The 26,422-nt window shown below is 67.9% G+C and carries 26 protein-coding genes; 16 read left to right on the top strand and 10 right to left on the bottom strand.

Features of this window, described 5'->3' with window-relative positions; genetic code table 11:
- Nucleotides 1-196: 196 nt before the first annotated feature.
- A complete protein-coding gene (locus GWI72_RS19125) occupies nt 197-508 on the bottom strand; it encodes a P-II family nitrogen regulator (RefSeq protein ID WP_161677885.1) in 312 nt (103 codons plus the stop codon).
- A 4-nt stretch (nt 509-512) separates the two neighbouring features.
- The gene (locus tag GWI72_RS19120; RefSeq protein ID WP_161709664.1) at nt 513-1,502 is read right to left on the bottom strand and encodes a sodium-dependent bicarbonate transport family permease; all 990 of its coding nucleotides are present in this window, start codon (nt 1,500-1,502) and stop codon (nt 513-515) included.
- 293 nt (nt 1,503-1,795) lie between these two features.
- Between GWI72_RS19120 and GWI72_RS19115 the strand changes: the two genes are divergently transcribed.
- The 3 genes from GWI72_RS19115 to iaaH all read left to right on the top strand — a co-directional run bounded on the left by GWI72_RS19115 (nt 1,796) and on the right by iaaH (nt 5,350).
- Nucleotides 1,796-2,848: a MaoC/PaaZ C-terminal domain-containing protein gene (locus tag GWI72_RS19115; RefSeq protein ID WP_161677883.1), complete on the top strand. Its 1,053-nt coding sequence runs from the start codon at nt 1,796-1,798 to the stop codon at nt 2,846-2,848.
- A 183-nt stretch (nt 2,849-3,031) separates the two neighbouring features.
- On the top strand, nt 3,032-3,757 hold the full coding sequence (locus GWI72_RS19110; protein WP_161709663.1) for a helix-turn-helix transcriptional regulator: 726 nt from the start codon (nt 3,032-3,034) through the stop codon (nt 3,755-3,757).
- A gap of 96 nt (nt 3,758-3,853) precedes the next feature.
- Nucleotides 3,854-5,350 (top strand): indoleacetamide hydrolase, encoded by a 1,497-nt coding sequence (iaaH, locus tag GWI72_RS19105; protein WP_161709662.1) that lies wholly within the window; start codon nt 3,854-3,856, stop codon nt 5,348-5,350.
- Between the two features lie 3 nt (nt 5,351-5,353).
- On the opposite strand, the gene xerD is transcribed toward iaaH, so the two are convergent.
- Together xerD and GWI72_RS19960 are read right to left on the bottom strand one after the other, a co-directional pair.
- Nucleotides 5,354-6,277, bottom strand: a complete 924-nt coding sequence (gene xerD, locus GWI72_RS19100) for a site-specific tyrosine recombinase XerD (RefSeq protein WP_161709661.1) — start codon at nt 6,275-6,277, stop codon at nt 5,354-5,356.
- A 26-nt stretch (nt 6,278-6,303) separates the two neighbouring features.
- Nucleotides 6,304-6,447: a hypothetical protein gene (locus GWI72_RS19960; protein ID WP_179956248.1), complete on the bottom strand. Its 144-nt coding sequence runs from the start codon at nt 6,445-6,447 to the stop codon at nt 6,304-6,306.
- Nucleotides 6,448-6,606: 159 nt separating this feature from the next.
- Between GWI72_RS19960 and GWI72_RS19095 the strand changes: the two genes are divergently transcribed.
- The 3 genes from GWI72_RS19095 to GWI72_RS19085 are packed head-to-tail and all read left to right on the top strand — an operon-like array spanning nt 6,607 to nt 9,712.
- A complete protein-coding gene (locus GWI72_RS19095) occupies nt 6,607-7,212 on the top strand; it encodes a shikimate kinase (RefSeq protein ID WP_348272722.1) in 606 nt (201 codons plus the stop codon).
- A gap of 26 nt (nt 7,213-7,238) precedes the next feature.
- Nucleotides 7,239-8,369, top strand: coding sequence for a 3-dehydroquinate synthase (gene aroB / locus GWI72_RS19090; RefSeq protein WP_161709660.1), 1,131 nt, complete (start codon nt 7,239-7,241; stop codon nt 8,367-8,369).
- Nucleotides 8,366-9,712 carry an HlyC/CorC family transporter gene (locus GWI72_RS19085; RefSeq protein WP_161709659.1) on the top strand — a complete coding sequence of 449 codons (1,347 nt, stop codon included), beginning with the start codon at nt 8,366-8,368 and terminating at the stop codon, nt 9,710-9,712. The genes aroB and GWI72_RS19085 overlap by 4 nt, the downstream gene beginning before the upstream one ends.
- Before the next feature lie 43 nt (nt 9,713-9,755).
- Here the strand turns inward: GWI72_RS19085 and GWI72_RS19080 are convergent, their stop codons facing one another.
- Entirely contained in the window at nt 9,756-10,058 is a 303-nt protein-coding gene (locus tag GWI72_RS19080) for a BolA family protein (RefSeq protein WP_161677876.1), read from the bottom strand.
- A 129-nt stretch (nt 10,059-10,187) separates the two neighbouring features.
- Here GWI72_RS19080 and GWI72_RS19075 point away from each other — a divergent pair, with 129 nt between their 5' ends.
- The 4 genes from GWI72_RS19075 to GWI72_RS19060 all read left to right on the top strand — a co-directional run bounded on the left by GWI72_RS19075 (nt 10,188) and on the right by GWI72_RS19060 (nt 14,864).
- Entirely contained in the window at nt 10,188-10,778 is a 591-nt protein-coding gene (locus GWI72_RS19075) for a J domain-containing protein (RefSeq protein ID WP_161677875.1), read from the top strand.
- A 68-nt stretch (nt 10,779-10,846) separates the two neighbouring features.
- A complete protein-coding gene (gene cobS / locus GWI72_RS19070; RefSeq protein ID WP_161677874.1) occupies nt 10,847-11,833 on the top strand; it encodes a cobaltochelatase subunit CobS in 987 nt (328 codons plus the stop codon).
- 5 nt (nt 11,834-11,838) lie between these two features.
- Complete coding sequence (cobT, locus tag GWI72_RS19065; RefSeq protein ID WP_161709658.1) at nt 11,839-13,785, top strand: cobaltochelatase subunit CobT; 1,947 nt, start codon at nt 11,839-11,841, stop codon at nt 13,783-13,785.
- Complete coding sequence (locus GWI72_RS19060; protein ID WP_161709657.1) at nt 13,785-14,864, top strand: esterase-like activity of phytase family protein; 1,080 nt, start codon at nt 13,785-13,787, stop codon at nt 14,862-14,864. The genes cobT and GWI72_RS19060 overlap by 1 nt, the downstream gene beginning before the upstream one ends.
- Nucleotides 14,865-15,170: 306 nt before the next feature.
- Here GWI72_RS19060 and GWI72_RS19055 read toward each other — a convergent pair whose 3' ends face one another.
- Together GWI72_RS19055 and rpmB are read right to left on the bottom strand one after the other, a co-directional pair.
- Nucleotides 15,171-15,812, bottom strand: a complete 642-nt coding sequence (locus tag GWI72_RS19055; protein WP_161677943.1) for a queuosine precursor transporter — start codon at nt 15,810-15,812, stop codon at nt 15,171-15,173.
- Nucleotides 15,813-15,847: 35 nt separating this feature from the next.
- Nucleotides 15,848-16,138, bottom strand: coding sequence for a 50S ribosomal protein L28 (gene rpmB / locus GWI72_RS19050; RefSeq protein WP_161677871.1), 291 nt, complete (start codon nt 16,136-16,138; stop codon nt 15,848-15,850).
- Between the two features lie 363 nt (nt 16,139-16,501).
- On the opposite strand from rpmB, the gene GWI72_RS19045 reads away from it, so the two are divergent.
- The 3 genes from GWI72_RS19045 to GWI72_RS19955 all read left to right on the top strand — a co-directional run bounded on the left by GWI72_RS19045 (nt 16,502) and on the right by GWI72_RS19955 (nt 20,119).
- Nucleotides 16,502-17,335 carry a DUF3108 domain-containing protein gene (locus GWI72_RS19045; protein ID WP_208995979.1) on the top strand — a complete coding sequence of 278 codons (834 nt, stop codon included), beginning with the start codon at nt 16,502-16,504 and terminating at the stop codon, nt 17,333-17,335.
- Nucleotides 17,336-17,497: 162 nt separating this feature from the next.
- Nucleotides 17,498-18,451 (top strand): acetyl-CoA carboxylase carboxyltransferase subunit alpha, encoded by a 954-nt coding sequence (locus tag GWI72_RS19040; protein ID WP_161677869.1) that lies wholly within the window; start codon nt 17,498-17,500, stop codon nt 18,449-18,451.
- A gap of 222 nt (nt 18,452-18,673) precedes the next feature.
- Complete coding sequence (locus GWI72_RS19955; RefSeq protein ID WP_179956250.1) at nt 18,674-20,119, top strand: L,D-transpeptidase family protein; 1,446 nt, start codon at nt 18,674-18,676, stop codon at nt 20,117-20,119.
- An 11-nt stretch (nt 20,120-20,130) separates the two neighbouring features.
- Here GWI72_RS19955 and GWI72_RS19030 read toward each other — a convergent pair whose 3' ends face one another.
- The 3 genes from GWI72_RS19030 to ispG are packed head-to-tail and all read right to left on the bottom strand — an operon-like array spanning nt 20,131 to nt 23,046.
- Nucleotides 20,131-20,865 carry a DUF429 domain-containing protein gene (locus GWI72_RS19030; RefSeq protein ID WP_161709656.1) on the bottom strand — a complete coding sequence of 245 codons (735 nt, stop codon included), beginning with the start codon at nt 20,863-20,865 and terminating at the stop codon, nt 20,131-20,133.
- Between the two features lies 1 nt (nt 20,866).
- Complete coding sequence (pdxY, locus tag GWI72_RS19025; RefSeq protein WP_161677867.1) at nt 20,867-21,754, bottom strand: pyridoxal kinase; 888 nt, start codon at nt 21,752-21,754, stop codon at nt 20,867-20,869.
- Between the two features lie 20 nt (nt 21,755-21,774).
- Nucleotides 21,775-23,046 carry a flavodoxin-dependent (E)-4-hydroxy-3-methylbut-2-enyl-diphosphate synthase gene (gene ispG / locus GWI72_RS19020; protein WP_161709655.1) on the bottom strand — a complete coding sequence of 424 codons (1,272 nt, stop codon included), beginning with the start codon at nt 23,044-23,046 and terminating at the stop codon, nt 21,775-21,777.
- 467 nt (nt 23,047-23,513) lie between these two features.
- Here ispG and GWI72_RS19015 point away from each other — a divergent pair, with 467 nt between their 5' ends.
- The 3 genes from GWI72_RS19015 to GWI72_RS19005 all read left to right on the top strand — a co-directional run bounded on the left by GWI72_RS19015 (nt 23,514) and on the right by GWI72_RS19005 (nt 26,324).
- Nucleotides 23,514-24,383, top strand: a complete 870-nt coding sequence (locus GWI72_RS19015; RefSeq protein WP_161709654.1) for a 4-hydroxy-3-methylbut-2-en-1-yl diphosphate synthase — start codon at nt 23,514-23,516, stop codon at nt 24,381-24,383.
- A gap of 99 nt (nt 24,384-24,482) precedes the next feature.
- Nucleotides 24,483-25,265 carry a 3-hydroxybutyrate dehydrogenase gene (locus tag GWI72_RS19010; protein ID WP_161677864.1) on the top strand — a complete coding sequence of 261 codons (783 nt, stop codon included), beginning with the start codon at nt 24,483-24,485 and terminating at the stop codon, nt 25,263-25,265.
- Nucleotides 25,266-25,268: 3 nt separating this feature from the next.
- Complete coding sequence (locus GWI72_RS19005) at nt 25,269-26,324, top strand: patatin-like phospholipase family protein (RefSeq protein WP_161677863.1); 1,056 nt, start codon at nt 25,269-25,271, stop codon at nt 26,322-26,324.
- The last annotated feature ends 98 nt before the right edge of the window (nt 26,325-26,422 follow it).

Below are 26,422 nucleotides of genomic sequence, written 5' to 3'. Positions count from 1 at the left end.
TGGAAAGTCCGGAGGGTCGCGAGCCGGGTTGCGGACAGGGACAGGCTGGGGAGGCGGCCGGTCCCGGAGTACCGGGCCAAGTATAGGCCAGCCCCGGCGACGGCAACAGTCCGGCCGCAGGGGCTAGGGGTTTTCCCTTATGCGGCCGCATCGCAGGCCGCGGTCATTCCGCATCGCAGGCCGGAGGTCGCGCGGCTCAGAAGCGCTCCGCACGCATCACGTCGCAATCGGTCACGCTGACCACGCCGATGTGATGCGCCACCAGCGGCATCGCCCGCTTCAGCAGGGTGTCCAGCCGCTCTTCCTTGAGGATGCAGATGAAGGCGACCATCCCGCCGGCACGCGACACCTGGCCCTCGCGGCTCCAGACGCCGGACCGGCCGCTGCCGCCCAGCACGGGCAGGATGGTGAAGCCGGTGACGCCGGCTGCCACGAGCGCTTCCGTCAGGCGACGTTCCATCGGGGCCTCGATGATGATCTCGACCCGCTTGGCCTTGTGCATCTCCATGTCGTTATCCTCCCACCGCCGCTGCTGCGAGCGCCATATAGACCGGGATACCCAAAGTCAGGTTGAAGGGGAAGGTGATCCCCAGCGAGGCTGACAGATAGACCGAGGGGTTCGCCTCGGGCAGCGCGACACGCATGGCGGCCGGAACGGCGATGTAGGAGGCGGAGGCGCAGAGCGTCATCATCAGCACCGTTCCGCCCTCCGACAGGCCCAGCGCGAGCGCGGCCCCGAGACCGGAGACGGCCCCGATCAGCGGCATCAGGATGCCGAAGGCGACGAGCCCCGTGCTGAGCACGCCCCGGGCGGCGCGCAGGCCGCGACCGGCAACGAGGCCCATGTCGAGCAGGAACAGGCACAGCACGCCCTTGAAGGGCGCCACGATGAAGCTCTCGATCTCGCTCAGGCCCTTCTGCCCGGTGATCATGCCGATGAAGAACGAGCCCACCAGCAGCACGATCGAGCCGTTGAGGAGGATTTCCCGCATCAGGCCACCGTCGTGGCGGGCCTCGTCGGTGCTGCCGGGTTTGGCGCGGGCCGCAAGCCACAACGCCGACAGGATGGCCGGAGCTTCCATCGCCGCCGCCACGGCCACCATGTAGCCTTCCGCCGGAATGCCGCTGCCCTGCAGCACCGAACTGGCCGCCACGAAGGTGACGATCGAGATCGAGCCGTAATGCCCGGCGACCGCGGCCGCGTCGAGCGCCGACAGGTTGGTGAGGAGCCGCAGCAGCGCGAAGGCGATGAAAGGCAGCAGGAACGACAGCAGGACACCGGTCAGCAGGGACAGTGCCAGCGTCGTGTCGAAGCCGTGCGCGGCCACGCTCACCCCGCCCTTGAAGCCGATCGAGAACAGCAGGTAGAGCGACAGGGCCTTGGCCGCGGCTTCCGGAACCGACAGGTCGGAGCGGGCCAGCGCAGCCCCAAGGCCCAGCGCGAATGACAGGATGATCGGCGAGATCAGGTTCTGACCGGCCAGGGCAAGGAAGCTCTCCATCCAACGATCCTCGAATGCGGGCAAAGGGAGGCGGCCCGCCGGCAGTCCAGAAGCCGGCTAGGTAGTCCCACGTACACGCCCGTCCCCGGCGGAGCAATGGGAAAGCTGGCTTCGGGCCCTCCGACAAAGGTCCCTATTGCTTCGCAATGCAGCATGGGTTCACTCTCTGGTGCAACTGCCTGAATGCGACGCGGTGCCGGCGACGGTGCCGGTGCATCGGCATCACCGGAACAGGCTGCGGCCGGGCGCGACATGCCGCCGGCAACCGTGGCCAGACAGGGGAGAGAACCGGCGTGACCAAGACGAATCCGGGCAACTTCTTCGAGGATTTCTACGTCGGCCAGGTGATCCGCCATGCCACGCCGCGCACCGTCACCGAGGGGGACGTCGCGCTCTACACGGCGATCTACGGCCCGCGCTTCGCCGTGCAGTCGTCGGACGCCTTTGCCCGCAAGCTCGGCTATCCGCGCGCGCCGATCGACGACCTGCTGACCTTCCACATCGTCTTCGGCAAGACCGTTCCGGACATCTCGCTCAACGCCGTGGCCAATCTGGGCTATGCCGGCGGCCGCTTCCTGGCCCCGGTCTATCCGGGCGACACCCTGTCGGCCGTCTCCGAGGTCATCGGCCTCAAGGAAAACTCCAACGGCAAGACCGGCGTCGTCTATGTCCGCTCCACCGGCTACAAGTCCGACGGCACGGAAGTGCTCGACTACGTCCGCTGGGTGATGGTCAACAAGCGTGACCCCGGGTCGGCCGCGCCGGTTCCGGTGGTCCCCGTCCTGCCGGAGAGCATCGATCCGGATGCCCTCGGCGACGCCTGTCCGCTGCTCTCGGCGCACGGCTGGGATCCGGCGCTGGCGGGCAGCCGCTTCCGCTTCGGCGACTATGTCGCCGGCGAGCGCATCGACCACGTTGATGGCATGACGGTCGAGGAGAGCGACCACATGCTGGCCACCCGCCTCTACCAGAACACCGCCAAGGTGCATTTCAACCAGCACACCGAGGGTCAGGGCCGCTTCGGGCGCCGGCTGATCTATGGCGGCCATGTCATCTCGCTGGCCCGCGCCCTGTCGTTCAACGGACTTGGCGCCGCCTTCCACATCGCGGCAATCAACGCCGGGCGCCATGTCGCCCCGCTGTTTGCCGGCGACACGGTCTATGCCTGGTCGGAAGTCATCGACACCGCACGGATCGAGGGCCGCAGCGATGTCGGCGCCCTGCGCCTGCGCCTTGTCGCCACCAAGGACCTGCCCTGCCGCACGTTCCCCTATGCCGACGACAGCGGCGTCTATGCCGCCAATGTGGTGCTCGACTTCGACTACTGGGCCCTGATGCCGCTCTGAGCCTGCGCGCGACCCGGCTGCGGGCAAGGCGGGGTGCGATGCTCCCGCCGCCCGCGGTGCATCGCCATAGGCAGACCTCCCGAAGCTTGCTAACCTTTGCCGCTGAAACCGGAGGTTTGGCGGGATCGGGAGGGGGCGATGGTGACAGGCTTGTCGGCACGCGAGGCAGGGGCGTTGTGCCGTTTGCTTACAGATCTCACGCACCCCCGGGACAGGCGTGAGCTGCGCGAGGTCATCGGCGTCCGCCTGCTCGACCTGTTGCGCGCGGACCATTTCGCCTCCTACGTCTGGAACCCGGACAACCGTGCCTATGAGGACGGGGTCAGCCTCAACATGAGCCCGGACAACCTGTCGGCCTATGTTGCCCATTTCCAGTTCCGCGACCCGATCACCGCGCGCCTGCGCCAGCGTGCCAGGGCAACCCACGTCAACGAGATCCTGCCGCAGGCCGAGCTGGAGCGGACCGAGTTCTTCAATGATTTCCTCATCCGGGACGGGCTTTGCCACGGCATGAATTTCCACGCCCATGATGGCGCCGCCCATCTCGGCGACATCCGGATCTGGCGCGGCCGGCACCGGTCGAGTTTTGACCGCCGCGACGTCGAGCTGCTGGGGCTCATTGGGCCTGCCTTTTGCAACGCCCTGAAAACCGCCCGCCGGCTTGAGAGCCTCACCGCGACGCCTGCGCCGCTCCCTGCCGGCCTTGGCGAAGCTCTCGACGGTTTCGGCCTCACACCGCGTGAACGGTCCGTGGCCACCGAACTTCTGGGCGGCAAGCGCGACAATGACATTGCCCTGGCCCTCGGCATCGGCCCGGCGACGGTCCGCAGCCATCTCGGCCAGCTGTTTGCCAAGACCGGCACCGCCGGCCGTGCCGCCTTCATCGCCCGCTTTGCCCGGCTGAATTGACACCGGACTCTCGCGCGATCTCCCCGGTTTCGAGGAGGCGCGGCCGGTGCAGCTGCGCTTGGATTGCCCTGTCGGTCCAGACAGGGGGACACAGGGATGCAACGACATCTGACATTTGCGGCAACCGGCCTGGCCTTCGCCCTCGCCGGCCCGGCAGCGGGAGAGACAGCCATGCGCGATGTGCGCGAGATGACCATTTCCGACCTTCAGGCCGCCCGGACGTCCGGCAGCCTGACCACCACCGCCCTTGTGGCCGCCCTGCTGGAGGCCGCGAAGGCGCGGGCGGGCGACAACATCTTCATCACCCTCGACGAGGCCGGTGCGCGCGCGGCCGCAGCCGCGTCTGACGCAGCGGGAGCCGCGGCGTCCGGCCCGCTGCAGGGCGTGCCGCTGGTGATCAAGGACAACATCGCCGTCGCCGGCCTGCCCAACACCGCCGGAACGCCGGCGCTGAAGGACTGGGTGCCGGCAACGGATGCGCCCGTGGTCGCCCGGTTGCGCGCCGCCGGGGCGATCATCCTCGGCAAGACCAACATGCACGAGCTGGCCTTCGGCATCACCTCGAACAATGCCGCCTTCGGTGCCGTCGCCAACGCCCATGCACCGGAGCGGATCGCCGGCGGCTCCAGCGGCGGCACCGGCGCTGCCATCGGCGCGCGTCTCGCCCCGGCCGGCCTTGGCACCGACACCGGCGGCTCCGTGCGCATCCCGGCCGCGCTCAACGGCATCTGCGGCTTGCGACCGACCGTGGGGCGCTATCCGGGGACGGGCATCGTGCCGATCTCCCGCACGCGGGACACCGCCGGCCCGATGGCCCGCAGTGTCGCCGATCTTGCGCTGCTCGATGCGGTCATCACCGGCACGACCAGCGCGCTGGCGGACGTCGCCCCGCAGTCGATCCGCCTTGGCCTTGCCGCTCCCTTCACGCAAGATCTCGATCCGGAGACCGCTGCCGTGTTCGAGACCGCGCTCGACCGGCTGCGCCAGGCCGGCGTGACGCTTGTCCCGCTCGACCTGACGAACATCCGCGACCTCAGCGATCAGGCCGGCTTTGCCATCGCTCTCCACGAGATCCGCCGCGACATGCCGGCGTTTCTCGCGGAGCATCGCACCGGCGTGACGCTCGACAGGCTCGTTGCCGGCATTGCCAGCCCGGACGTTGCCCATGTCTTTGCGGAGTATGTCACAGGCACCGGCGCGATCCCCGAGGCGGTCTACAGGACAGCGATGGACGATCTGCGCCCCCGGCTCCAGGCCGCCTATGCGGAGGTCTTCACGCGCGAGCGGCTTGACGCGCTGGTGTTCCCGACCGTGCCGCTGGCCGCCACGCCGATCGCCACCTCGGACCGTACCGTGCGCCTTGATGGCGTCGAGGTTCCGACCTTCCCGACCTTCATCCGCAACACGGATCCGGGATCGAATGCCGGCATCCCGGGCCTCTCTCTGCCGGTCGGGCTCACGGCGCAGGGCCTGCCGGTCGGCCTCGAGATCGACGGTCCGGCCCATTCCGACCGGCATCTCCTTGCCGTCGCGCGGACCCTCGAGACCCTGCTGCCGGCAACGCCGCCGCCGGCCCTCACCAGGTCCCGCTGAGCCTTAAGCCTTCGCAAGCGGGTGATGTGTCTCGACGAGATCGCGCAGGCGCTCGTCGAGCACATGGGTGTAGATCTGCGTCGTCGAGATGTCGGCATGCCCAAGAAGCTGCTGCACGACGCGCAGGTCCGCTCCGTTCTGCAGCAGATGCGAGGCAAAGGCGTGCCGCAGCACATGCGGCGACACCTGGTCGGCCTGAAGTCCGACGCCCACCGCCAGGGCCTTCAGGTCGCGGGCGAAGGCCTGCCGGGTGACATGGCCGCTTTCCGAATGGGAGGGGAACAGCCAGGGGCTTTCGGCAAAGGCACCCTCCGCCTTACGCAGCGCCACATAGGCCCGCATGGCCTCCTGCGCGCGCGGGCTCAGCGGCACCAGCCGTTCCTTGCCGCCCTTGCCGCGGATCTCGATCAGCCGCGCATCGCGCAAGGCCGCCCTCACCGGAAGCGCCACCAGCTCCGACACGCGCAGGCCCGTGGCATAGAGCACTTCCAGGAGCGTGTAGAGCCGCGCCGCACGCAGCTGCCGGCCGGGTGTCTCGTGCACCTGCGTGGCGTCGAACCGCGCCGCCTCGATCAGCCGGTCCACCTCGGCGACACTCAGCACCTTGGGCAGCGCCTGCCGTTTTTTCGGCGCGGTGAGAATGCGTGTCGGCTCGTCCTTGCGCCGGCCTTCGGCAAACAGGAACTTGAAGAACTGCCGGAGCGCCGACAGCCGCCGCGCCTGGGACGACGCGGCAAAGCCCCGCGCCGCCAGGTCGCCGAGATAGGCGCTGACATCGTCCTGGTCTGCGTCCGACACCCGCGTCGAGCCCAGAAACTCGGCAAAGTCCTCCAGATCCCGCCGATAGCTCTCGAGCGTGTTCAGCGCCGCGCCGCGCTCGGCCGCCAGCATTTCCAGAAAGGTCTCGATGCCGGGATCGGCGGCCATTCCTCTCCTCCTGGGCGGGCGCCGCCTCAGCGGGCGAACCCGTCCTTCTGCACCCGGATGGTGATCTCGCGTTCCCGCGGCTCGACGAAGTTGGCCAGCGCGAAGACGGCGCCATAGCCTAGCGCCGCGAGCAGGATCACGGCGGCGATGAGGCGGGTCAAGGTGGGCACGGCGTCGTGAACTCCTGCGGACCTGGCCGGCATCGCACCGGATGCCCGCGCCTGGCCCTGTCCTGCGGGGGTGCGCGGCCTCCGACTCGGTTGCGACGCGCTTGCATTTTGTCGGAATATGATAAAAGGCGCGAAACGAGACACAAGGGAGGACCCGCCGTGGGGGCAGCCGGATCGGGCACAATCATCACCGACGAACGCGCAGCCCGGCTGGTCTCGGCGCTGGGACCGCGCTGCATCGTGCTGGTGGGCATCATGGGCTGCGGCAAGTCCAGTGTCGGCCGGCGCCTCGCCCAGCGTCTCGGCCTGCCCTTCGTCGATGCCGACACCGAGATCGAGACGGCCGCCAACATGACGATCTCGGAGATCTTCGCCGTGCATGGCGAGCCCGAGTTCCGCCGCGGCGAAGAGCGGGTCATCGCCCGTCTGCTGCAGGAAGGCCCGATGGTCCTTGCGACCGGCGGCGGCGCCTTCATGAGCGAGACGACCCGGCGGGAAATCGCCCGCGCCGCCGTCTCGGTCTGGCTGCGGGCAGACCTCGACACGGTCATGGCGCGGGTGCGCAAGCGCCCCACCCGGCCGCTGCTGCAGAACGCCGATCCCGAGGGCACCATGCGGGCACTGCTGGAGAAGCGCGAACCGGTCTACGCGCTGGCCGATACCTCCGTGTGGTCGCGCGAGGTGCCACACGAGACCGTCATGGAAGACATCATCCTGGCCCTTGAGGACTTCCTGTCCCTGCGGCCCGCGCCCGACGCGGCGTGACCCCCAACAGCGGACCTGCCCTCGACATGACCAGTGTGTCCCCGACTGAGCCCATCACCGTCCGCGTCGATCTCGGCGCCCGCTCCTATGACATCCTCATCGGCCGCGGCCTCCTCGCCTCTGCGGGAGAGCGCATTGCCGCGCTGATGCCGGGCGGCCGGCTCGCCATCATCACCGATGCCACCGTCGCCCGCCTGCATCTCCCCACGCTCACCGCAAGCCTTGATGCCGCCGGCGTCGGCTCCACGGTGATGACCGTTCCGGCGGGCGAACAGAGCAAGTGCTTTGCCGAGTACCAGCGCCTGTGCGACGAGGTGCTCGCGGCCCGGCTGGAGCGCGGCGATGCGGTGCTTGCGTTCGGCGGTGGCGTCGTCGGCGATCTCGCCGGCTTCGTGGCGGCCTCCGTGCGCCGGGGCATGAGCTTCATCCAGATCCCGACCACGCTCCTGTCCCAGGTCGACAGCTCCGTCGGTGGCAAGACCGGCATCAACTCCCGCCATGGCAAGAACCTCATCGGCGCCTTCCACCAGCCGGATCTCGTCCTCGCCGACACCGCCCTGCTCGACACGCTGAGCGAACGCGAGTTCCGCGCCGGCTATGCCGAGGTCGCCAAGTACGGCCTGCTTGGCGATGCTGCCTTCTTCGACTGGCTCGAGCAGAACTGGCAGGACATCTTCGCCGGAGGCCCGGCGCGGGAGGAGGCGGTGGCGCGCTCCTGCGCGGCCAAGGCCGCAACGGTCTCGGCCGACGAACGCGAATCCGGCCAGCGCGCCCTGCTCAATCTCGGCCACACCTTCGGCCATGCGCTCGAATCGGCGGTCGACTACGCCAACGAACGCCTTGTCCATGGCGAGGGCGTCGCCATCGGCATGGCGCTGGCGCACGAGTTTTCCGCCCGCCTCGGCCTCGTCGACGATGCCGTCGTTGCCCGCGTGGTCGCCCATCTGCAGGAGGTCGGCCTCCCCGTCCGGATCGGACAGATCCCGGGTCAGATGCCGCCGGCCGGCACGCTGCTCGACATCATCGCCCAGGACAAGAAGGTCAGCCGCGGCGCGCTGACCTTCATCCTGACCCGCGGCATCGGTCAGGCCTTCGTCGAGAAGGGCGTCGACCCCGCCGCTGTCCGGGACTTCCTTGAGGAGAAACTCCGCTCATGATCGAGACAGCGCTCTGGTTCACGGTCGGCGGCATCCTGTGCCTGCTGGTCATGTCAGCCTTCTTCTCCGGATCGGAGACAGCGCTGACAGCCGCGTCCCGGGCGCGCATGCACCAGCTGGAGAAGGCCGGAGACCGGCGCGCAGGGGTCGTTGCCCGGCTGATCCAGACCCGCGAGCGCCTCATCGGGGCGCTGCTGCTCGGCAACAACATCGTCAACATCACGGCGTCGTCCCTGGCGACCAGCCTGTTCCTGAGCCTGTTTGGCGAGGCCGGCGTTGCCATCGCGACGCTGGTCATGACCGTGCTGGTGGTGGTGCTGTCGGAGGTCATGCCGAAGACCTGGGCGATCTCCAATCCGGACCGTTTTGCCCTTGCCGTTGCACCGCTGGTCCGGATCGTGGTCGCGGTTTTCGGTCCGGTGGTCATCACCATCGAATGGATCGTGCGCATGATCCTGCGTGTCTTCGGCGTGCGGGTCGACGACAACGCCGCGGTCCTCTCCGCCCATGACGAGCTGCGCGGCGCTGTCGATCTGCAGCATCTGGAAGGCGGCCTCGTCAAGGCCGACCGCGACCGCCTCGGCGGCCTGCTCGATCTTGCCGAGCTCGAAGTCTCCGACGTGATGGTCCACCGCACCAACATGATGGCCCTCAACGTCGATGAGGACGTCTCGAAGCTCGTCGATGCTGCCCTTGCCGCGCCCTACACCCGCATGCCCCTGTGGAAGGGCGAAAGCGACAACTTCGTCGGCGTCCTGCATGCCAAGGACCTGCTGCGCGCCCTGAAGGCCGCCGATGGCGACTTCAGCCGGCTGGACGTGATGAAGATCGCAACGCCGCCCTGGTTCGTCCCCGACACCACCAGCCTGCAGGACCAGCTCAACGCCTTCCTCAAGCGCAAGTCCCACTTTGCCTTTGTCATCGACGAATATGGCGAGGTGCAGGGACTGGTGACGCTGGAGGACATCCTGGAGGAAATCGTCGGCGAGATCGCCGATGAGCATGACCTGGAACTGACCGGCGTCCGGCCGCAGGCGGACGGCTCGGTCATCGTCGACGGCTCGGTCCCGATTCGCGACATCAACCGCGCCAACGACTGGAGCCTGCCGGACGACGAGGCCACCACCATCGCAGGGCTCGTGATCCACGAGGCCCGCATGATCCCCGACGAGCGGCAGATCTTCACCTTCCACGGCTTCCGCTTCACGGTGCTGCGCCGCGAACGCAACCGCATCACCCGCCTGCGCATCCAGCCGCTCAACGGCAAGGAGACCAGGACACCCGGCAAGACACCCGACGCCCGCTCCGCCAGGCAGACGCCGTCACCGACGTCCACCGCCTGAGGGCCGACACTGCCCCGGACCCCCGCACCAGGCCGTTTCGCTGTCAGACCGTCCCGCTCACCCGGGCGGCACGCGGATCGGGCTCGTCCGGCGCCCGCACCTCGATGGCGAGGGCGTGCACGCCGGCCGCGATGCAGGGCGCCAGCACGGTGTTGATCGCCCGGTGACGGTCCACCCGTCCCTTGCCGGCAAAGGCTTCGGCGACGATGCGGACGCGGAAATGGGTTTCCCCGCCCTCGCGCCAGCCGCCATGGCCCTTGTGCTTGTCGGATTCGTCGATGACCGCGAGTTCGCTGGGCGCGAAGGCATCGGTCAGGAGGTCGGTGATCTGCTGGCGAATGGTCATGGGCTATGTTCTGTGCCTGTCCCTGTCGCGCGTCAAGCCTGTTGCCCCGATGCCCGCCGGACGGAAACCCTTTCTTTTATTCCGGTCGCTAACCTTGTTCGACCGAGCCACCCTGTCCATAATCGGGCCATGAAACTGGATTCCAAGCTGTTCGACCGGATCCGCGTCAAACCTGACCGGGACCGGCTGGACGAAGACGACTTTCCGCCCTGTCAGCACCCTGGCTGTACCCGCCCCGGCACCCACAAGGCGCCCCAGGGCCGGGACCGCGAGGGCAAGTATTTCTTTTTCTGCATCGACCATGTCCGCGACTACAACAAGTCGTACAACTATTTCACCGGCATGGATGACGACGCGGTGCGCATGTACCAGAAGGATGCGCTGACCGGACATAGGCCGACCTGGCGCATGGGCGTCAACCGCGAGGCCGCCCAGGGACCCGACGGGATCGACCCGCGCGCGGCCGGTCGGGCGCGGGCCTACGCCCGCCACGGCGGAACGCCGCAGGCGCGGGATCGCAAGCTGCTTGCCCTTGAAAAGCGGTCGTTTGATGTGCTCAATCTGTCGGAAAGGGCGCGTGGCGACGAGATCAAGGCGCGCTATAAGGAATTGGTGAAACTCCATCATCCGGACGCCAACGGCGGCGACCGGTCGTCCGAGGATCGCCTGCGGCAGATCATTCAGGCCTACAATGTCCTGAAGAAAGCCGGCTTCTGCTAGCTGGTGCGTTCGCGCCGGCTTCCCCCCAATGACCCTGACCCCGGCCCGGCCGAGGCAGCGGAGGACCGATGACTGACAAGATGACCGTGGCCGATGGCATGCCCGACACCGAAGTTTCCGTCGAAGAGGTGTTCGGCTTCCGCAGCGACCTGAAAGTGCCGGCCTACAAGACCCGGACCGAGCACGTGCCGGACGTGGATCCGGACTACCTGTTCGACCGGGCGACGACGCTGGCAATCCTCGCGGGCTTTGCCCGCAACCGCCGCGTCATGGTCACCGGCTTCCATGGCACCGGCAAGTCGACCCACATCGAGCAGGTCGCGGCCCGTCTCAACTGGCCCTGCATCCGCGTCAACCTCGACAGCCACATCAGCCGCATCGACCTGATCGGCAAGGATGCAATCGTGCTGAAGGACGGCAAGCAGGTCACCGAATTCCGGGACGGCATCCTGCCCTGGGCCTACCAGCACAACGTCGCCCTGGTGTTCGATGAGTACGACGCCGGCCGTCCCGACGTGATGTTCGTGATCCAGCGCGTGCTGGAATCCTCGGGCCGCCTGACGCTGCTTGACCAGAGCCGCGTGATCCGTCCCCATCCCTATTTCCGGCTGTTCGCCACCGCCAACACCATCGGCCTCGGCGACACCTCGGGCCTCTACCACGGCACGCAGCAGATCAACCAGGCGCAGATGGACCGCTGGTCCATCGTCACCGCGCTGAACTATCTGCCGCATGACAACGAGGTCGGCATCGTGCTGGCCAAGGCCAAGCATTTCCAGGGCGCCGAAGGCCGCGCGACCGTTTCCAAGATGGTCCGGCTTGCCGACATGACCCGTTCGGCCTTCATCAACGGCGACCTGTCGACCGTGATGAGCCCGCGCACGGTCATCACCTGGGCCGAGAACGCGGAAATCTTCGGCGACGTCGGCTTTGCCTTCCGCCTGACCTTCCTCAACAAGTGTGATGACACCGAGCGGTCGCTCGTCTCGGAGTTCTACCAGCGCTGTTTCGGCGAGGAACTGCCCGAGTCGGCCGTCAAACTGGTGATGAGCTGAGCACCATGGCAGGGCCAGGCAGCAACAGCGGCGGCGGCGGCAAGGGGCAGTCGCCCAATGAACCTTTCAAGCAGGCTGTTGCCGGCACGATGCGCGCCATCGCCGGCACTGCCGAGCTGGAGGTCATCTTCTCCGGCGACCGTCCGGCGCTGGTCTCCGGGTCGGCCCGCCTGCCCGAGCCGGCGCGCAAGCCCTCGGCCCGCGATCTGTCGATCACGCGGGGCCTGTCGGATTCCATGGCCCTGCGGCTCGCCTGCCACGATGCCCGCGTCCACAGCAAGGCCAGCCCGAAGAGTGCCGAGGCCCGTGCCATCTTCGACGCCGTCGAGCAGGCCCGCTGCGAGGCCGTCGGGGCCAGCCGCATGCCGGGCGTGGCGGACAACCTGTCCGTCATGCTCGACGACCGCTACACCCGCCTGGGGGCGATGGACGTGTCCCGCCGCGAGGATGCCCCGCTGACGGATGCCCTGTCACTGATCGTGCGCGAACGCCTCACCGGCGCTCCGCCCCCGCCGGCTGCACAGAAGCTCGTCTCGCTCTGGCGCGACTGGATCGAGGAGCGGGCCGGGCGCGATCTCGACCGTCTGGTCACCCGCCTCGACAATCAGGCCGCCTTTGCCGGACAGATGCGCCACGTGCTGACCGCCCTTGAGATGGGCGAGGACTTCGGCGACGAGCCGGACAAGGCCGAGGAGCCGGACGAGACCGACGACAGCGGCCAGAACGATGACGCCGAGACCGGCTCCGACAGCCAGGAGCAGGACGGCGAGGAAGAGACCGCGCCGCAGGAGACAGAGGTCACCGGCGAGGAAATGGCCGCCGGCGAGACAGAGGCTGCCGACAGCGACGCGTTCGACATGGAGGACCAGGACCTCGACATGGAAGCCGAGGAGCCGGGCGAGAGCCAGCGCCGCGAGCTGCCGCAGTCGAACAAGCCGGTCACGGACTACCGCGTCTACACCACCCGCTTCGACGAGGAGGTCTCGGCCGAGGACCTCTGCGACGTGGCCGAGCTGGAGCGCCTGCGCGCGTTCCTCGACAAGCAGCTCGTCAACCTGCAGAGCGCCGTCGCGCGCCTCGCCAACCGGCTGCAGCGCAAGCTCATGGCGCAGCAGAACCGCTCCTGGGACTTCGATCTCGAGGAAGGTATCCTCGACACCGCCCGCCTCACCCGCGCCGTCATCGACCCGATGCAGCCTCTGGCGTTCAAGCAGGAGCAGGACACCAAGTTCCGCGACACTGTCGTGACCCTGCTGCTCGACAATTCCGGCTCGATGCGCGGCCGGCCGATCACGGTCGCTGCTGCCTGTGCCGATATTCTCGCGCGCACGCTCGAGCGCTGCGGCGTCAAGGTCGAGATCCTTGGCTTCACCACCAAGGCCTGGAAGGGCGGACAATCGCGCGAGGCCTGGCTTGCGGCCGGCAAGCCGGCCCAGCCCGGACGCCTCAACGACCTGCGCCATATCGTCTACAAGGCCGCCGACGCGCCCTGGCGCCGCTCGCGCCGCAACCTTGGCCTGATGATGCGCGAGGGCCTGCTGAAGGAGAACATCGACGGCGAGGCGCTCGACTGGGCCCACCGCCGCCTGCTCGCCCGGCCGGAAAACCGCCGCATCCTGATGATGATTTCCGATGGCGCTCCGGTCGATGACTGCACCCTGTCGGTCAATCCGGGCAACTACCTCGAGCGGCATCTGCGCTTCATCATCGAGGAGATCGAGACGCGCTCGCCGGTGGAACTCATCGCCATCGGCATCGGCCATGACGTCACCCGCTACTACCGCCGCGCCGTCACCATCGTCGACGCGGAGGAACTGGCCGGCGCCATGACGAACCAGCTCGCCGACCTGTTCGAGGACACCTCGGCGCAGCCCGCGACAGGACGCGGCGCCGCACGAGGAAAAGGCCGCGGCCAGGCCCGGGGCGCAGGCCGCGCCCGGACGCGGGCCTGATGCGTCTGGCAGCCCTCCCACGCACGCTTGCCGCCGCGCTTCTCCTGTGCGGCGGCTTCGTCCTGCCGGCCGCTGCCGCCACGCTTCTCCTGTGCGGCGGCTTCGTCCTGCCGGCCGCTGCCGCCGGGCCCCTCCTGTCCGACGGCACGCCCGTTGCCCTGTCGGCGGCCCGCATCGAGCGGTTTGCGCGCGGGGAGGACACCACACGTTTCGGCCGCCTCACCTTCCTCGGCGGCCTCGACATCACCTCCGCGAACCGCGATGTGGGCGGCCTGTCCGGCCTCATCGTGCTGGACGCGGGCGCCGAGATCCTGGCGGTCACCGACAACGGGCTCTGGGTCACCTTCGGCCTCCAGCAATCGGCAGACGGCACGCCGCTGGCCCTGCGGGCGCCGCGCTTTACACCGATGCTGGACGCCAAGGGGATCGAGCTGCGCCGCACCCAGTCCAGTGACACCGAGGCGGTGACACTCGGCCGCAACCGCGGCAAGCAGGAGCTCTTCGTCAGTTCGGAGCGCAGCAACCGCATCCTGCGCTTTCCCTGGCCGCCTGCTGCCGACAGCCGTCTGATCTCGGGCGTGGAGACGCCGAAGGCCCTGCGCGAGCTGCGGGGCAACAAGGGTCTTGAGGCCCTGGCCGCCGCTCCGGATGCCGGTCCGCTTGGCGGTGCCCTCATCGCCATCGGCGAACGCGGCCTCAGCCAGACCCATGACCTGCCCGGGTTCATCATCGGCGGCCCCCGGGCCGGCACGTTCTCGATCACCCGCTCCGACAATTACGACGCCACCGACGCCGCCTTCCTGCCCGATGGCGACCTGGTGCTGCTGGAACGGCGCTTCAACCTGCGGGACTGGGTCGGCATGCGCCTGCGCCGCATTGCCGCGGACGAGATCCGGCCCGGCGCCGTGCTGGGCGGCGAGATCCTCATGGAGGCCGGCCCCGCGCATCAGATCGACAACATGGAGGGGCTTGCGGTGCATCAGGACGCGCAAGGACGCACGATCCTCACCATTCTGTCGGACGACAACCGCTCGCTGCTCCAGCGCACCCTGCTGCTGCGCTTCCGGCTGGAGGACTGAAATGCCGGAAACGGACAGGCCGATAGCCCACCCGCGTCATGCCATCCCGGCAGGGCGTGAGCATCTTGCTCCGTGTCACCCCGGCCGAGCACCGCGAGAGCCGGGGCCAACTCGTTTGCAGAGCCGAAGAGATGAGCCGAGGCGCAACGGCAGCCGCGTGCCTGACGCTGGAGCGAACCCTGCTGCTCTGTAAACGAGTAGACCCCGGGCCTCCGCTTCGCAGCCCCGGGTTGACGCCAGCTATACGTAAAAAAAAGCCCCGGACCATCGGCCCGGGGCTTTCTTGTTTCATCGGAAGCCGTGCTGTCAGGCCGCGCTCTGCTGCGGTGCCGGCACGAGGATGGCCATCAGCACGCGGTAGGGGGCAAGCAGCGCGATCGCCACCAGCATCTTCACCGTGAAATCGCCGAGCGCCCAGGAAATCCAGCGCGGCACGTCGGTGGCGAACACGCCGAACAGCGGTGCCAGCTCCAGCGCGAAGGCGTCACTGCCGCCGAACAGCGGCGAGAAGGCGATCGAGAAGAAGATCAGCGTGTCGACAATGGAGCCGAGCAGCGAGGAGATGAACGGTGCCTTCCACCAGGTGGCCTGACGCAGGCGGTTGAAGACCGTCACGTCGAGCAGCTGCGCCACGAGGAAGGCCGTCCCCGAGGCAATGGCGATCCGCGGCGTCGCCAGCCAGATCGAGAGGGCCACCGCCAGCACAAAGCCGGCATAGACCACCTGACGCGCGGCCTGCGGGCCAAAGCGCCGGTTGGTCAGGTCGGTGACGAGGAACGCCGCCGGATAGGTGAACGCTCCCCAGGTGAGCAGGTCGGCCAGCACGATGCCGCCGAGCGTGCCCTGCACGGGGAACTGCACCAGATAGTTGGACGCCAGAACGACAATCGCCATCGCAGTGACTGCGATGGCGATGCGACCGGCAGAGAAGGTCTCGGCCTTGTTCATCATGTCACCCTTTGGGTGTTGGTCACGTGTCGGTGTCAGGCCGCTTCGGCCTGACGACGCTTCACTTCAGCCTTGATCAGGCGTGCCTTGTCGGACAGCTCGCCGTCGGAAGCCTTGACGAGGAAGGCATCCAGGCCACCGCGATGCTCGACCGAACGCAGGGCATGCGCGGAGATGCGCAGCTTGAAGGTCGCACCCAGCGTGTCGCTGATCAGCGACACGTTGCACAGGTTCGGCAGGAACCGGCGACGGGTCTTGTTGTTGGCGTGGGAAACGTTGTTGCCGGACATCACGTCCTTGCCGGTCAGCTCGCAGCGGCGCGCCATGGGATCACCCTTTATTCTTCTGGCCGGGCCTCGGGAGGCCCGGTATGGTTACAGCCGATTTGCGGCGGACCGCGAGGTCCGGCAACGTCTCTACCGGCCAATTTCGGAAAAATCGCGCCTCGTATACTGGCCCCGGGCGGCATCGTCAAGGCTTCGCCGACGAACGAGCGCCAAACAATGGTTTTTCGCCGCAGAACGCGATATTTTAACCAAGCGGTTACCATGCTGCCCGGAAACTTGGGCCAGCATGTGATCGGGTGCCGGCACTTGCGCGGATCGCGCAGGGCCGGGGCCTACCAGAAACGGATACCGGCCCCTGCCGGACGGACTGCAGGGCTCCGAGGAGGACGAGTTTTGTCGAGGATGATGAAAGCCGGGTGGCGCACCGCCATCCCCGCCGTGGCTGCCATGCTCCCGGTCCTGTTCGGCGGCAGTGCAGCCGTGGCGTCCAGCACCAAGATCGGCGGCCTCTATGACATCACCGTGGCGGGCCTGACGGTCGGCCGGGGGACCATGTCGCTGGTGCTGCAGGGCAATGCCTATTCCGCGAAGGTCGGAATCGAGCCGGCCGGCATCGGCAGCGTCTTCTCCACCGGGCAGGGCGGCGCGGAAGCGTCCGGCTGGCTGGTGGGCAGCAAGGTGGTGCCGTCCAAGTACACCATGACCTCCAAGGCCGCGAGCCGCGACTTCTATGTCTCGCTGCTGCAGGGGTCCGGCAGCATCCGCAACTTCGAGGCGACGCCGCCGTTCAAGCCGGTCCCGGACCGCGTCGAGGTGACCCGCAAGCACCGTCAGAACGCGATGGATCCGCTCAGCGCCGCGCTCATGCCGGTCAGCTCGGGCAAGGAGGGCCTCGGCCCCGCCGCCTGCAAGCGCAAGCTGCCGGTGTTCGACGGCTGGACCCGCTTCGACATCCAGCTCTCCTACAAGGAAACGCGCGAGGTCTCCGGTCGCGGCTATGACGGCCCCGTTGTCGTCTGCTCGGCCAAGTGGATCCCCGTGGCGGGCCACCGTCCCGGCCGCGAACAGGTGCAGCAGATGGCCTCGGCCGACATCGAGACCTGGCTGGCGCCGATGGGACGTGACGACGTGCTCATTCCCTACCGCATCTCCATTCCCACCAAGAGCGGCCAGCTCGTGGTGGAGGCGAGCAAACTTCGCCTTAACGGAGAAGGCACGGATCACGCCGCGCGCTGACGCCCGAGCTTGCACCCCATCCGGCCACCTGATACAGGGCCCGCTTGACTTGGCGGGCCTTGCTGTCCAGTGTCGCGCCACGACATAAGGCCAGTCCCCAACGATCAGCCCGGGTGCTGCGCGAACCGCGCGAGCGCGCCCGGGCCTTCAGGTAACCGGTTCATGCACAGCTATCTGGAATTCGAAAAACCCGTCGCCGACATCGTGGGCAAGGCCCAGGAACTGAAGGCTCTCGCAGCCTCCGGCGAGGCCGTGGACGTGGACGGGGAAATCGCCCGCCTCGAAACCAAGGCGAACCAGACCCTCGCTGACATCTATGCGAAGCTCACGCCTTGGCAGAAGACGCTGGTCGCCCGCCATCCGGACCGCCCCCATGCCGCCCATTACATCGCGGCGCTGATCGAGGACTTCACGCCGCTGGCCGGGGACCGCAGCTTCGGCGAGGATCAGGCCATCATCGCCGGCTTCGGACGGTTCCGGGGTCAGTCGGTGGCCATCCTCGGCCAGGAAAAGGGCTCGGACACCGAAACGCGCCTGCGCCACAACTTCGGCATGGCCCGTCCGGAAGGCTACCGCAAGTCGGTCCGCATCATGGACCTCGCCGAACGGTTCGGCATTCCGGTCCTCTCGCTCGTCGACACCGCCGGCGCCTATCCGGGCCGCGGCGCGGAAGAGCGGGGCCAGGCCGAGGCCATTGCCCGCTCCACCGACCGCTGCCTCAGCCTGGGCGTGCCCAATGTGGCCGTGGTGATCGGTGAAGGTGGCTCCGGTGGCGCCATCGCGATCGCCGCCACCAGCAAGGTGCTGATGCTCGAACACGCGGTCTACTCGGTCATTTCGCCGGAAGGTGCAGCTTCCATCCTGTGGCGCGACAGTGCCCGGGCGCAGGAGGCGGCGACCAGCATGAAGATCACCGCGCAGGACCTGCTGCGCATGGGCGTCATCGACGGGATCATCGAGGAGCCGGTCGGCGGGGCCCACCGCGCCCGCGAGATCATCATCGACCGCGCCGGCACGGCGATCGAGACCGCGCTCGCCTCCATGGCCAGTCTCTCGCCCGACGAGCTGCGGCGTCAGCGCCGGGACAAGTTCCTCGCCATCGGCCGCTCTCTCTGAGCTGGCTGCCGTCGCTTTGCCACAGTTTCGGGGATCACTCCGGGTTCCGGACTGCGGCAGCCGCGGGGAAAAGGCCGGTTCGACGGATCGTAAGGTCTCGTAAACCATGCCCCCTTACGCTTAAGCTGAGCAGGACCGGGTGATGCTGCCATGCAGCGGGTTAGTTGGGTGTCTTGGATGATGGGCAAGGCCGAGCGGAAGAAGCGGACGTCAGGGCGGCTGATGCGCACGGTAGGCGCAGTGATGCTGGCGGGTCTCCTGGCAGGATGCCAGGCCGACGAACTCTACCTCGGTTCGGGACCAAAGCATCTGCGCGAGGTCTCGCCGGAAGTCCGGGCCAAGTTCGCGGAACTCAAGATGGAGCCGAACTCGCCCATCATGATCCGCATCTTCAAGGAAGAATCGACGCTGGAGGTCTGGAAGCAGACCCGCAGCGGACGCTTTGCCCTGCTGGAAGACTTCGAGATCTGCAAGTGGTCGGGCGAGCTCGGGCCGAAGTTCAAGGAAGGCGACCGACAGGCCCCGGAAGGGTTCTACGAGATCACCCCCGGCCTGATGAACCCCAATTCGAGCTATCATCTCGCCTTCAACCTCGGCTTCCCGAACGATTTCGACCAGGCCCACAACCGCACCGGTTCCAATCTGATGGTGCATGGCGCCTGCTCGTCGCGCGGTTGCTACGCCATGACGGACCAGCAGGTGCAGGACATCTATGCCCTGGCCCGCGACAGCTTCAAGGGCGGCCAGCGCTCGTTCCAGGTGCAGGCCTTCCCCTTCCGCATGACTGCGGAAAACATGGCCCGTCACCGCAACAGCCCGCACATCGAATTCTGGCGGATGCTGAAGACGGGCTACGATCACTTTGAAGTGACGCGCATGCCGCCGAAGGTGGATGTCTGCGAGAAGCGCTACGTCTTCGACGCGACGCCGCTGGTGGCCGGTGTTCCCTTCCGCGCCACGGCCCAGTGCCCGAAGTTTGACGTGCCGGATGCCATCGAGGTCGCCGTCGCCGCCAAGCAGAAGAAGGACGAGGCCCAGTTCCAGACGCTGGTTGCCGAACTCGACGCCAAGGACGCCCGCGAGAAGCGCTGGAAGGAAACCCAGACCAAGATCGCGGCCTTCGTCGGCAACCGGGATTTCGATCCGAGCGCACCGCTGCCGGCAGGGTCCGACGACGCGCCGGCGGCAGACGCGCCGCAGGTGGCTGCGGCCGCGCCTGCGGCAACGACGCCGGCACAGCCCGGCGCAATCACGCCCCCGGTTGCGGCGACGGCAACGGCCCAGGCCGGTGCCTCGGCGCCCGCGCAGGCCGTTGCTGCGGCGGGTGAGACGCCGCGCTCGGGCGCGACGGCTGCCACCCCGCGACCCAACGGCGCCTTCGCCAGCCTCTTCACCGGTCAGCAGACCCCGTCCGGTTCCGCCTCCGCTGCCGCTCCGGCCCCGGCAAGCCAGTCCGGCGAGGTTGCCGCGACCGCCTTCGCCGCCGAAGGCGCGTCTGGCCAGGGCGAGACCAAAGGCTTCCTGAAACGCTGGTTCTCCTTCGGCGACAGCGCCGAGGAGACGCCGGACCTGCCGCAGCTGACGCCGGAAGCGGCCGCTGCCGCCGCTGCCAACGCTGCCGCAGCCCCGGTCGCCCAGGTCTCGCGGGTTCCCGCCGCCAAGCCCTGAAGTCTTTGGGCTCAGGCCCAGATGGCCATCTGCAGGCCGCAGGCGTCGCGCTCCGGCTCTGCGGGGAAAGGCGTGGCCGTTCCCTCAAGCAGGCGGCGGGCGATCAGCAGGCAGACGCAGGCATCGACAAGGTCGTCGGCGGCCGCACCACGGGGCGGCCGCTGCTGCAGGACCTCCGCAGGCAGGCCCTCGGCGCGCAGCAGTGCCCGGCGTTCGTCAAGCCCGTCCGGATTGACCTTGCCCTTGATCTTTTTCGGCAACTGCATGGCCCGGCCGCCGTTGAGGCGCCAGAACGCGACCTCCGGATGGACCTCGTAGACCCGGTCGCTTGCCCCCGCGCGCAAGAGCCCGTCCAGCTCGCGGATCTTTGGAAACAGGTAGAAGGCTTGCTTGGACACCTTGCGCGGCGGCTCCGAGGTCGCCAGCGCCTCCGCGCAGGCCGTCGCGTAGTCCGGCGCATAGACTGCCCGGCGCGAGGGAATGGAGAACACCGAGGATTGCCGCGCGCCCAGATGTGGCCGGACCGCCGCCTCGGGGCCGCGCCCGCCCGGACGCGTGCGCTCCGGCAGACCGATGGGCATGTCGACGGCCAGCACCTCGACGCGCGGGGTCGCGTCCAGCAGCTCGTCCAGGCGGGGCACGACGCGCACCGTCGCCCGGGACAGGTCATCGGCCGGCGCCAGCACCGCGATCCAGCCTGCCGGGCACCCGTCCACGCCTGCAATCCAGCGCGGCGCGGCGGTCATGTCAGCGCACCGCGGCGGTTTCGAGCACCCGGCGGGTGCTGACGAGCGCCATCGGTCGCCCGATCGTCTGCTGCTCGGCGGCCAGCAGAAGCTCGCTGGACCCCTTGCGGACGCTGCGTGCCACCATCTCGAAGGTCGCCCCTGCCGCCCGCATCAGCGCCGTCTCGTCGTCCAGCCCTTCCAGCCGGCGGGCCAGGAACAGCGCCGAGAGCAGGTCGCCCGTTCCGTGCGGCGGGTTCTCGACGGCCGCGTGTTCGGCTGCGATTGCCCCGCGCGGACCCACCAGCAGGTTGGAGATCGACTTGCGCCGCATCGCCGGCGCCGAGGTGACGATGACCCGTTCAGGTCCGAGCCGCCGCGCGGCCGACAGGGCCTGCAGCTCGGTCTCGACCTCGCGCCCCGTGAGCCAGGCAAGCTCGTAGCGGTTCGGCGTCGAGATGTCGGCCAGGGGCAGCAGGTTGTCCCGGATCGAACGCGCCGTTTCCTCCGGAACATAGAGGCCGCCAAGATCGCCGATGACCGGGTCGCAGAGATAGGGCACGTCCGGCGACACGGCCTTGACGGCCTTGACCAGTCCGGCAACGGCTTCGGCCTGGGCGGCGTCTCCGAGATATCCGGTGAGGATCCCGCCGATCTCGCCCAGTTTCGGCGACCGGGCAAGGTCCCCGGCAATCGCGCCAAACTGCTCGGCCGGCGCAACGATCCGGGTGCCGCGTCCCTGCCCCGGATGCCAGGGCAGCAGCACCGTGGGCAGGAACCAGACCGGAAAGCCCAGGCGCTCAAGCGCAAAGACCGCGCCCCGCGCCCCGATCCCCCCACGCACGACCTGGGACGTGATCACCAGGATGGCCGGACGATCGGCCACGGGTTCGCTCGGGGGGGTCTGCATGGGGGAACCTGTCCTTGTCGCTAGTCGGCCGAGGTCCGGATTTCGGGCACAGCCCGGGCACCGCGGCCAAACCGGCGCTCGATGTAGTCGAGCACCATCGTCTTGAATTCACTGGCGATGTTTGGACCGCGCAGCGTCGCGACCTTTTCGCCGTCGATGAACACCGGCGCCGTCGGGGTCTCCCCGGTGCCGGGCAACGAAATGCCGATGTCGGCAAACTTCGATTCGCCCGGGCCATTTACGATGCAGCCCATGACAGCCACGTTAAGGTTCTCGACGCCCGGGTATTTCTCGCGCCACTCCGGCATGGAGTCGCGGATGTGATCCTGGATGTCCCCGGCCAGCTCCTGGAACACCGTCGACGTCGTCCGGCCGCAGCCCGGACAGGCCGCCACCACCGGAACGAAGGCGCGGAAGCCCATCACCTGCAGCAGTTCCTGCGCCACCTGAACTTCCCGCGAGCGGTCCCCGCCCGGCTCCGGCGTCAGCGACACCCGGATGGTGTCCCCGATGCCCTGCTGCAGCAGGATGCCCATCGAGGCCGAGGAGGCCACGATGCCCTTGGTTCCCATGCCGGCTTCGGTCAGGCCGAGGTGCAGGGCGTAGTCACACCGGCTGGCGAGATCGGCGTAGACGGCGATCAGGTCCTGCACCTGGCTCACCTTGGCCGACAGGATGATCCGGTCGCGGCGCATGCCGAGCTCCTCCGCCCGCGCCGCCGACAGCAGGCCGGACTGGATGATGGCCTCCCGCATCACCGCTGCGGCGGAGATCGGATTGGCGCTCACCGCATTCTCGTCCATCAGCCGGGTGAGCAGCTCCTGGTCGAGCGACCCCCAGTTGACACCGATGCGCACCGGCTTGTCATGGCGCAGCGCGATGTCGATGATCTGGGAAAACTGGGTGTCGCGCTTTCCCTTGAACCCGACATTGCCCGGGTTGATGCGGTACTTGGCAAGCGCCTCGGCGCAGGCCGGAAAATCAGCAAGAAGCTTGTGACCATTGTAGTGGAAGTCGCCGATCAGCGGCACGTTCACGCCGATCCGGTCGAGCCGCTCGCGGATGCGCGGCACGGCCATGGCCGCTTCCTCCCGGTCAACCGTGATGCGCACAAGCTCGGATCCGGCCCGGGCGAGCGCCGCCACCTGGGCAACGGTGGCGTCGGCGTCGGCCGTGTCGGTGTTGGTCATCGACTGGACCACGACAGGCGCGTCGCCGCCCACCATGACATGCCCAACCTGAACGGCAACGGACCTGCGGCGCGGCAGGCGCATCGGTGTGTATTCGGTCATTGCACAGGCCAACCTGTTTTCGTCCGCATGGGAAACGCCCCTCACGCCCCCGCGACTGCTTAATTTGCCTTTGCGAAAAGGGCAATCAAGAAGCGCGCTGCAAGAAACTGGGGCATTCCGGCAGGAATAGGAAGACGCATGCCGTGGAAAAGGACAGGAACACGGGCTAAGGTCATCCCGGCCGGAGTCGCCCCCTCGCGGCCTGCTGCCCGGAGCCCTCTGATGCCCCCGCTGAAGTCCAGCCCCTTCCTCGACGATCCTCACCAGGCACCGGTCGGGGAGAGCCTGCGGCGCGCCTGCGGATCTCGGCGGCCCGGGTCGTGTCCCTCGTCCGCTTCGGGCCCGCCAATGGCAGGGCCTTCGGCAGGCGCACGGCGCAGGTGCCGCCGGAAAATCGCGGACACCCGGTGTTTGCAGGCCATCGCGCCCTTACATGTCAACCGTCCCCAAGCTGGCCGGAGGCCGTCATGATCCTGTCCGTGCTCGAACGCGCCCTTGCCCTCGCCTTCGGCAGGATTGGCACCTTGCTTGCTGCAAGCTGGGGCTACATCCTGCTCATGGCCGGGCTGAACCTGGCGCTGAGCGGCCAGTTCCTGCCCGGCGACGGCTTCACGACTGTCTCCTATCTGACCGAACCGGTCGCCGCCGCCGATGACGGGGCGGTCCGGGTCCTGGCCGGCCTGGCCAACGTCCTGCTCGGCTTTGCCGCCGCCACGGCCTACATGCGCCGCATCCTCATCGACGCCCGCGACTTTCCCTTCTCCTTCGCACCGCGGGTGCTGAAGGTGATGATGAAGCTGCTCCTCCTCCTGCTTCTGGGCGGACTGCTGATGATCCCGCTGCTTGCCGTCGCGGGCGCCATCACGGCCATCACCGCCGGCTTCGGCATCATCGCCTTCCTCGCCACGCCATTTGTCGCCCTGATGCTGGTGCAGAAACTGTCGCTGATCCTGCCCGCGGCCGCGCTCGAGGACCGGCTCAGCCTGCGCCAGTCATGGAGCGCCAGCGCCGGTCTCGGCTGGCCGATGGCCCTGGCGGCGCTGGTCATGGGCCTGTTGTCGGTCGTGATCACGCTGGCCTGGATCTGGGTGCTCGGGCTGGTCAAGGCGGCCGTTCCGGACGCCACCACCGCGCTTGCGGTATCGGCAGCGCTGCCGCTCGGCAGCGTCGGGGTCAGCGTCTGGCTCTTCGCCAGCCTGCACGCGACCTGCTACGGCCTCGTCCGGGAGCGTTATGCCGAGCGGGTGGGCCTGACGCCCGGCATCACCGACGCCGCCCGGACCCGCCACGAAGCGGCGGCCGCGATCGCCCGCGTTCGCAACATCGGCAAGTCCTGAGCGCCTGCAAGTGACACGAAACCATCATCCTTTGCCGTGTTGCAGTGCAAGGTGATTTCGTGGGAAGCTGCCGCCACTGCTCAACGGGAGTCCCTTTGAATGCTGAAGAACAAGACCGCCGTCATCACCGGATCGACCTCGGGCATCGGCCTTGGCTATGCCCGCGCGCTCGCCGCGCAGGGCGCCAACATCGTCATCAACGGCTTCGGTGACGCGGCGAAGATCGAGGCAGAACGCAGCGCCATCGAGAAGGACTTCGGGGTTCAGTGCGCCTATTCGGCTGCCAACATGATGAACGGCGAGGAGATCGCCACCATGATCCTGAACGCCGAGAACGAGTTCGGGTCGGTCGACATCCTGATCAACAACGCCGGCATCCAGCACGTGTCCCCGGTCGATGAGTTTCCGGTCGACAAGTGGGACGCGATCATCGCCATCAACCTCTCGTCGGCCTTCCACGCGATCCGTGCCGTCCTGCCGGGCATGAAGACCCGTGGCTGGGGCCGCATCATCAACACTGCCTCGGCCCATGCGCTGGTCGCCTCGCCCTACAAGTCCGCCTATGTGGCGGCCAAGCACGGCATCGCCGGACTGACCAAGACCGTGGCGCTGGAAGTGGCGGAAAAGGGCATCACCGTGAATGCCATCTGCCCGGGCTATGTCTGGACACCGCTGGTCGAGGCGCAGATCCCCGACACCATGAAGGCGCGCAACATGACCGAAGACGAGGTCAAGCGCGAGGTGCTGCTCAAGGCGCAGCCGACCAAGGAATTCGTCACGGTCGACCAGGTGGCCGCCCTCGCCGTGTTCCTCTGCTCCGATGCCGCTGCCTCGATGACGGGCACCCTGCTGCCGATGGACGGCGGCTGGACCGCCCAGTAAGGCATGACCGACCACCCTGCCAAGACGACCGACGCGGCCGGCCCGGGTCCCCGCCGCAAGCGCATCAACCTGGCCCTGCAGGGCGGAGGCGCCCATGGCGCCTTCACCTGGGGCGTGCTGGACTGGCTGCTGGAAGACGACCGCATCGACATTGACGGCATCTCCGGCACATCGGCCGGCGCGATGAATGCGGTGGCGCTCGCCAGCGGTTATCACGCCGGCGGCAGTGCCGGGGCGAGGGAGATGCTGCACCGCTTCTGGAGCAAGGTCAGCGAGCACGCCCTGCTGAGCCCGATCCGGCGGTCGCCGCTGGACATGATGCTCGGGCAGTGGAGCCTCGACTTCTCGCCGAGTTTTCTCGCTTTCGACCTGATGTCCCGCTTCGCCTCGCCCTACGAGTTCAACCCGCTGAACATCAATCCGCTGCGGGAGGTCGTCGAGCAGGTGGTGGATTTCGAGGCCGTGCGCGCCTGCGACGGCCTGCGCCTGTTTCTGGCCGCCACCAACGTCCACAGCGGCAAGATCCGGATCTTTTCCGGCAAGGACATCACGCTTGATGCGGTGATGGCTTCCGCCTGCCTGCCGCAGATGTTCCAGGCCGTGGAGATCGACGGCGTGCCCTACTGGGACGGCGGCTACATGGGCAATCCGCCGCTCTATCCCCTGTTCTATGAGACACGGACGGCGGACACGGTGCTTATCCAGATCAACCCGGTCGTGCGCGAGGAGACGCCGCGCACGGCGCGCGAGATCGTCAACCGGCTGAACGAGATCACCTTCAACTCGACGCTCTTGCGCGAAATGCGCTCGATCGAGTTCGTCAGCCGCCTGATCCGCGAAGGCAAGCTCAGCAACGACGCCTACATGGACGTGCGGCTGCACCGCATCGACGGGGAAATGCTCAAGCCGCTTCAGGCCTCCTCCAAGGTCAACGCGGAATGGGCCTTCCTGGAGGAGCTGTTCCGCATCGGCCGCGAGACGGCGGCAGCCTGGGTGGAGCGCAACTTCGACAGCATCGGCCATCGGTCGACGATCGACCTCAGAAGCGAGTTCGAGTGAACGCCTGTTCCCGGGTGCCGGTTAACATCGGTTAACCGGCACCTTGCAGATTGCGAGGCGGTCTGCAAGCTTCACAAATTGAATACTTAATTTTTACT

This window comes from Pannonibacter sp. XCT-53, from assembly GCF_009915765.1.
GTDB classification, from domain to species: domain Bacteria; phylum Pseudomonadota; class Alphaproteobacteria; order Rhizobiales; family Stappiaceae; genus Pannonibacter; species Pannonibacter tanglangensis.
This window is presented reverse-complemented; position numbering and strand designations above follow the sequence as displayed.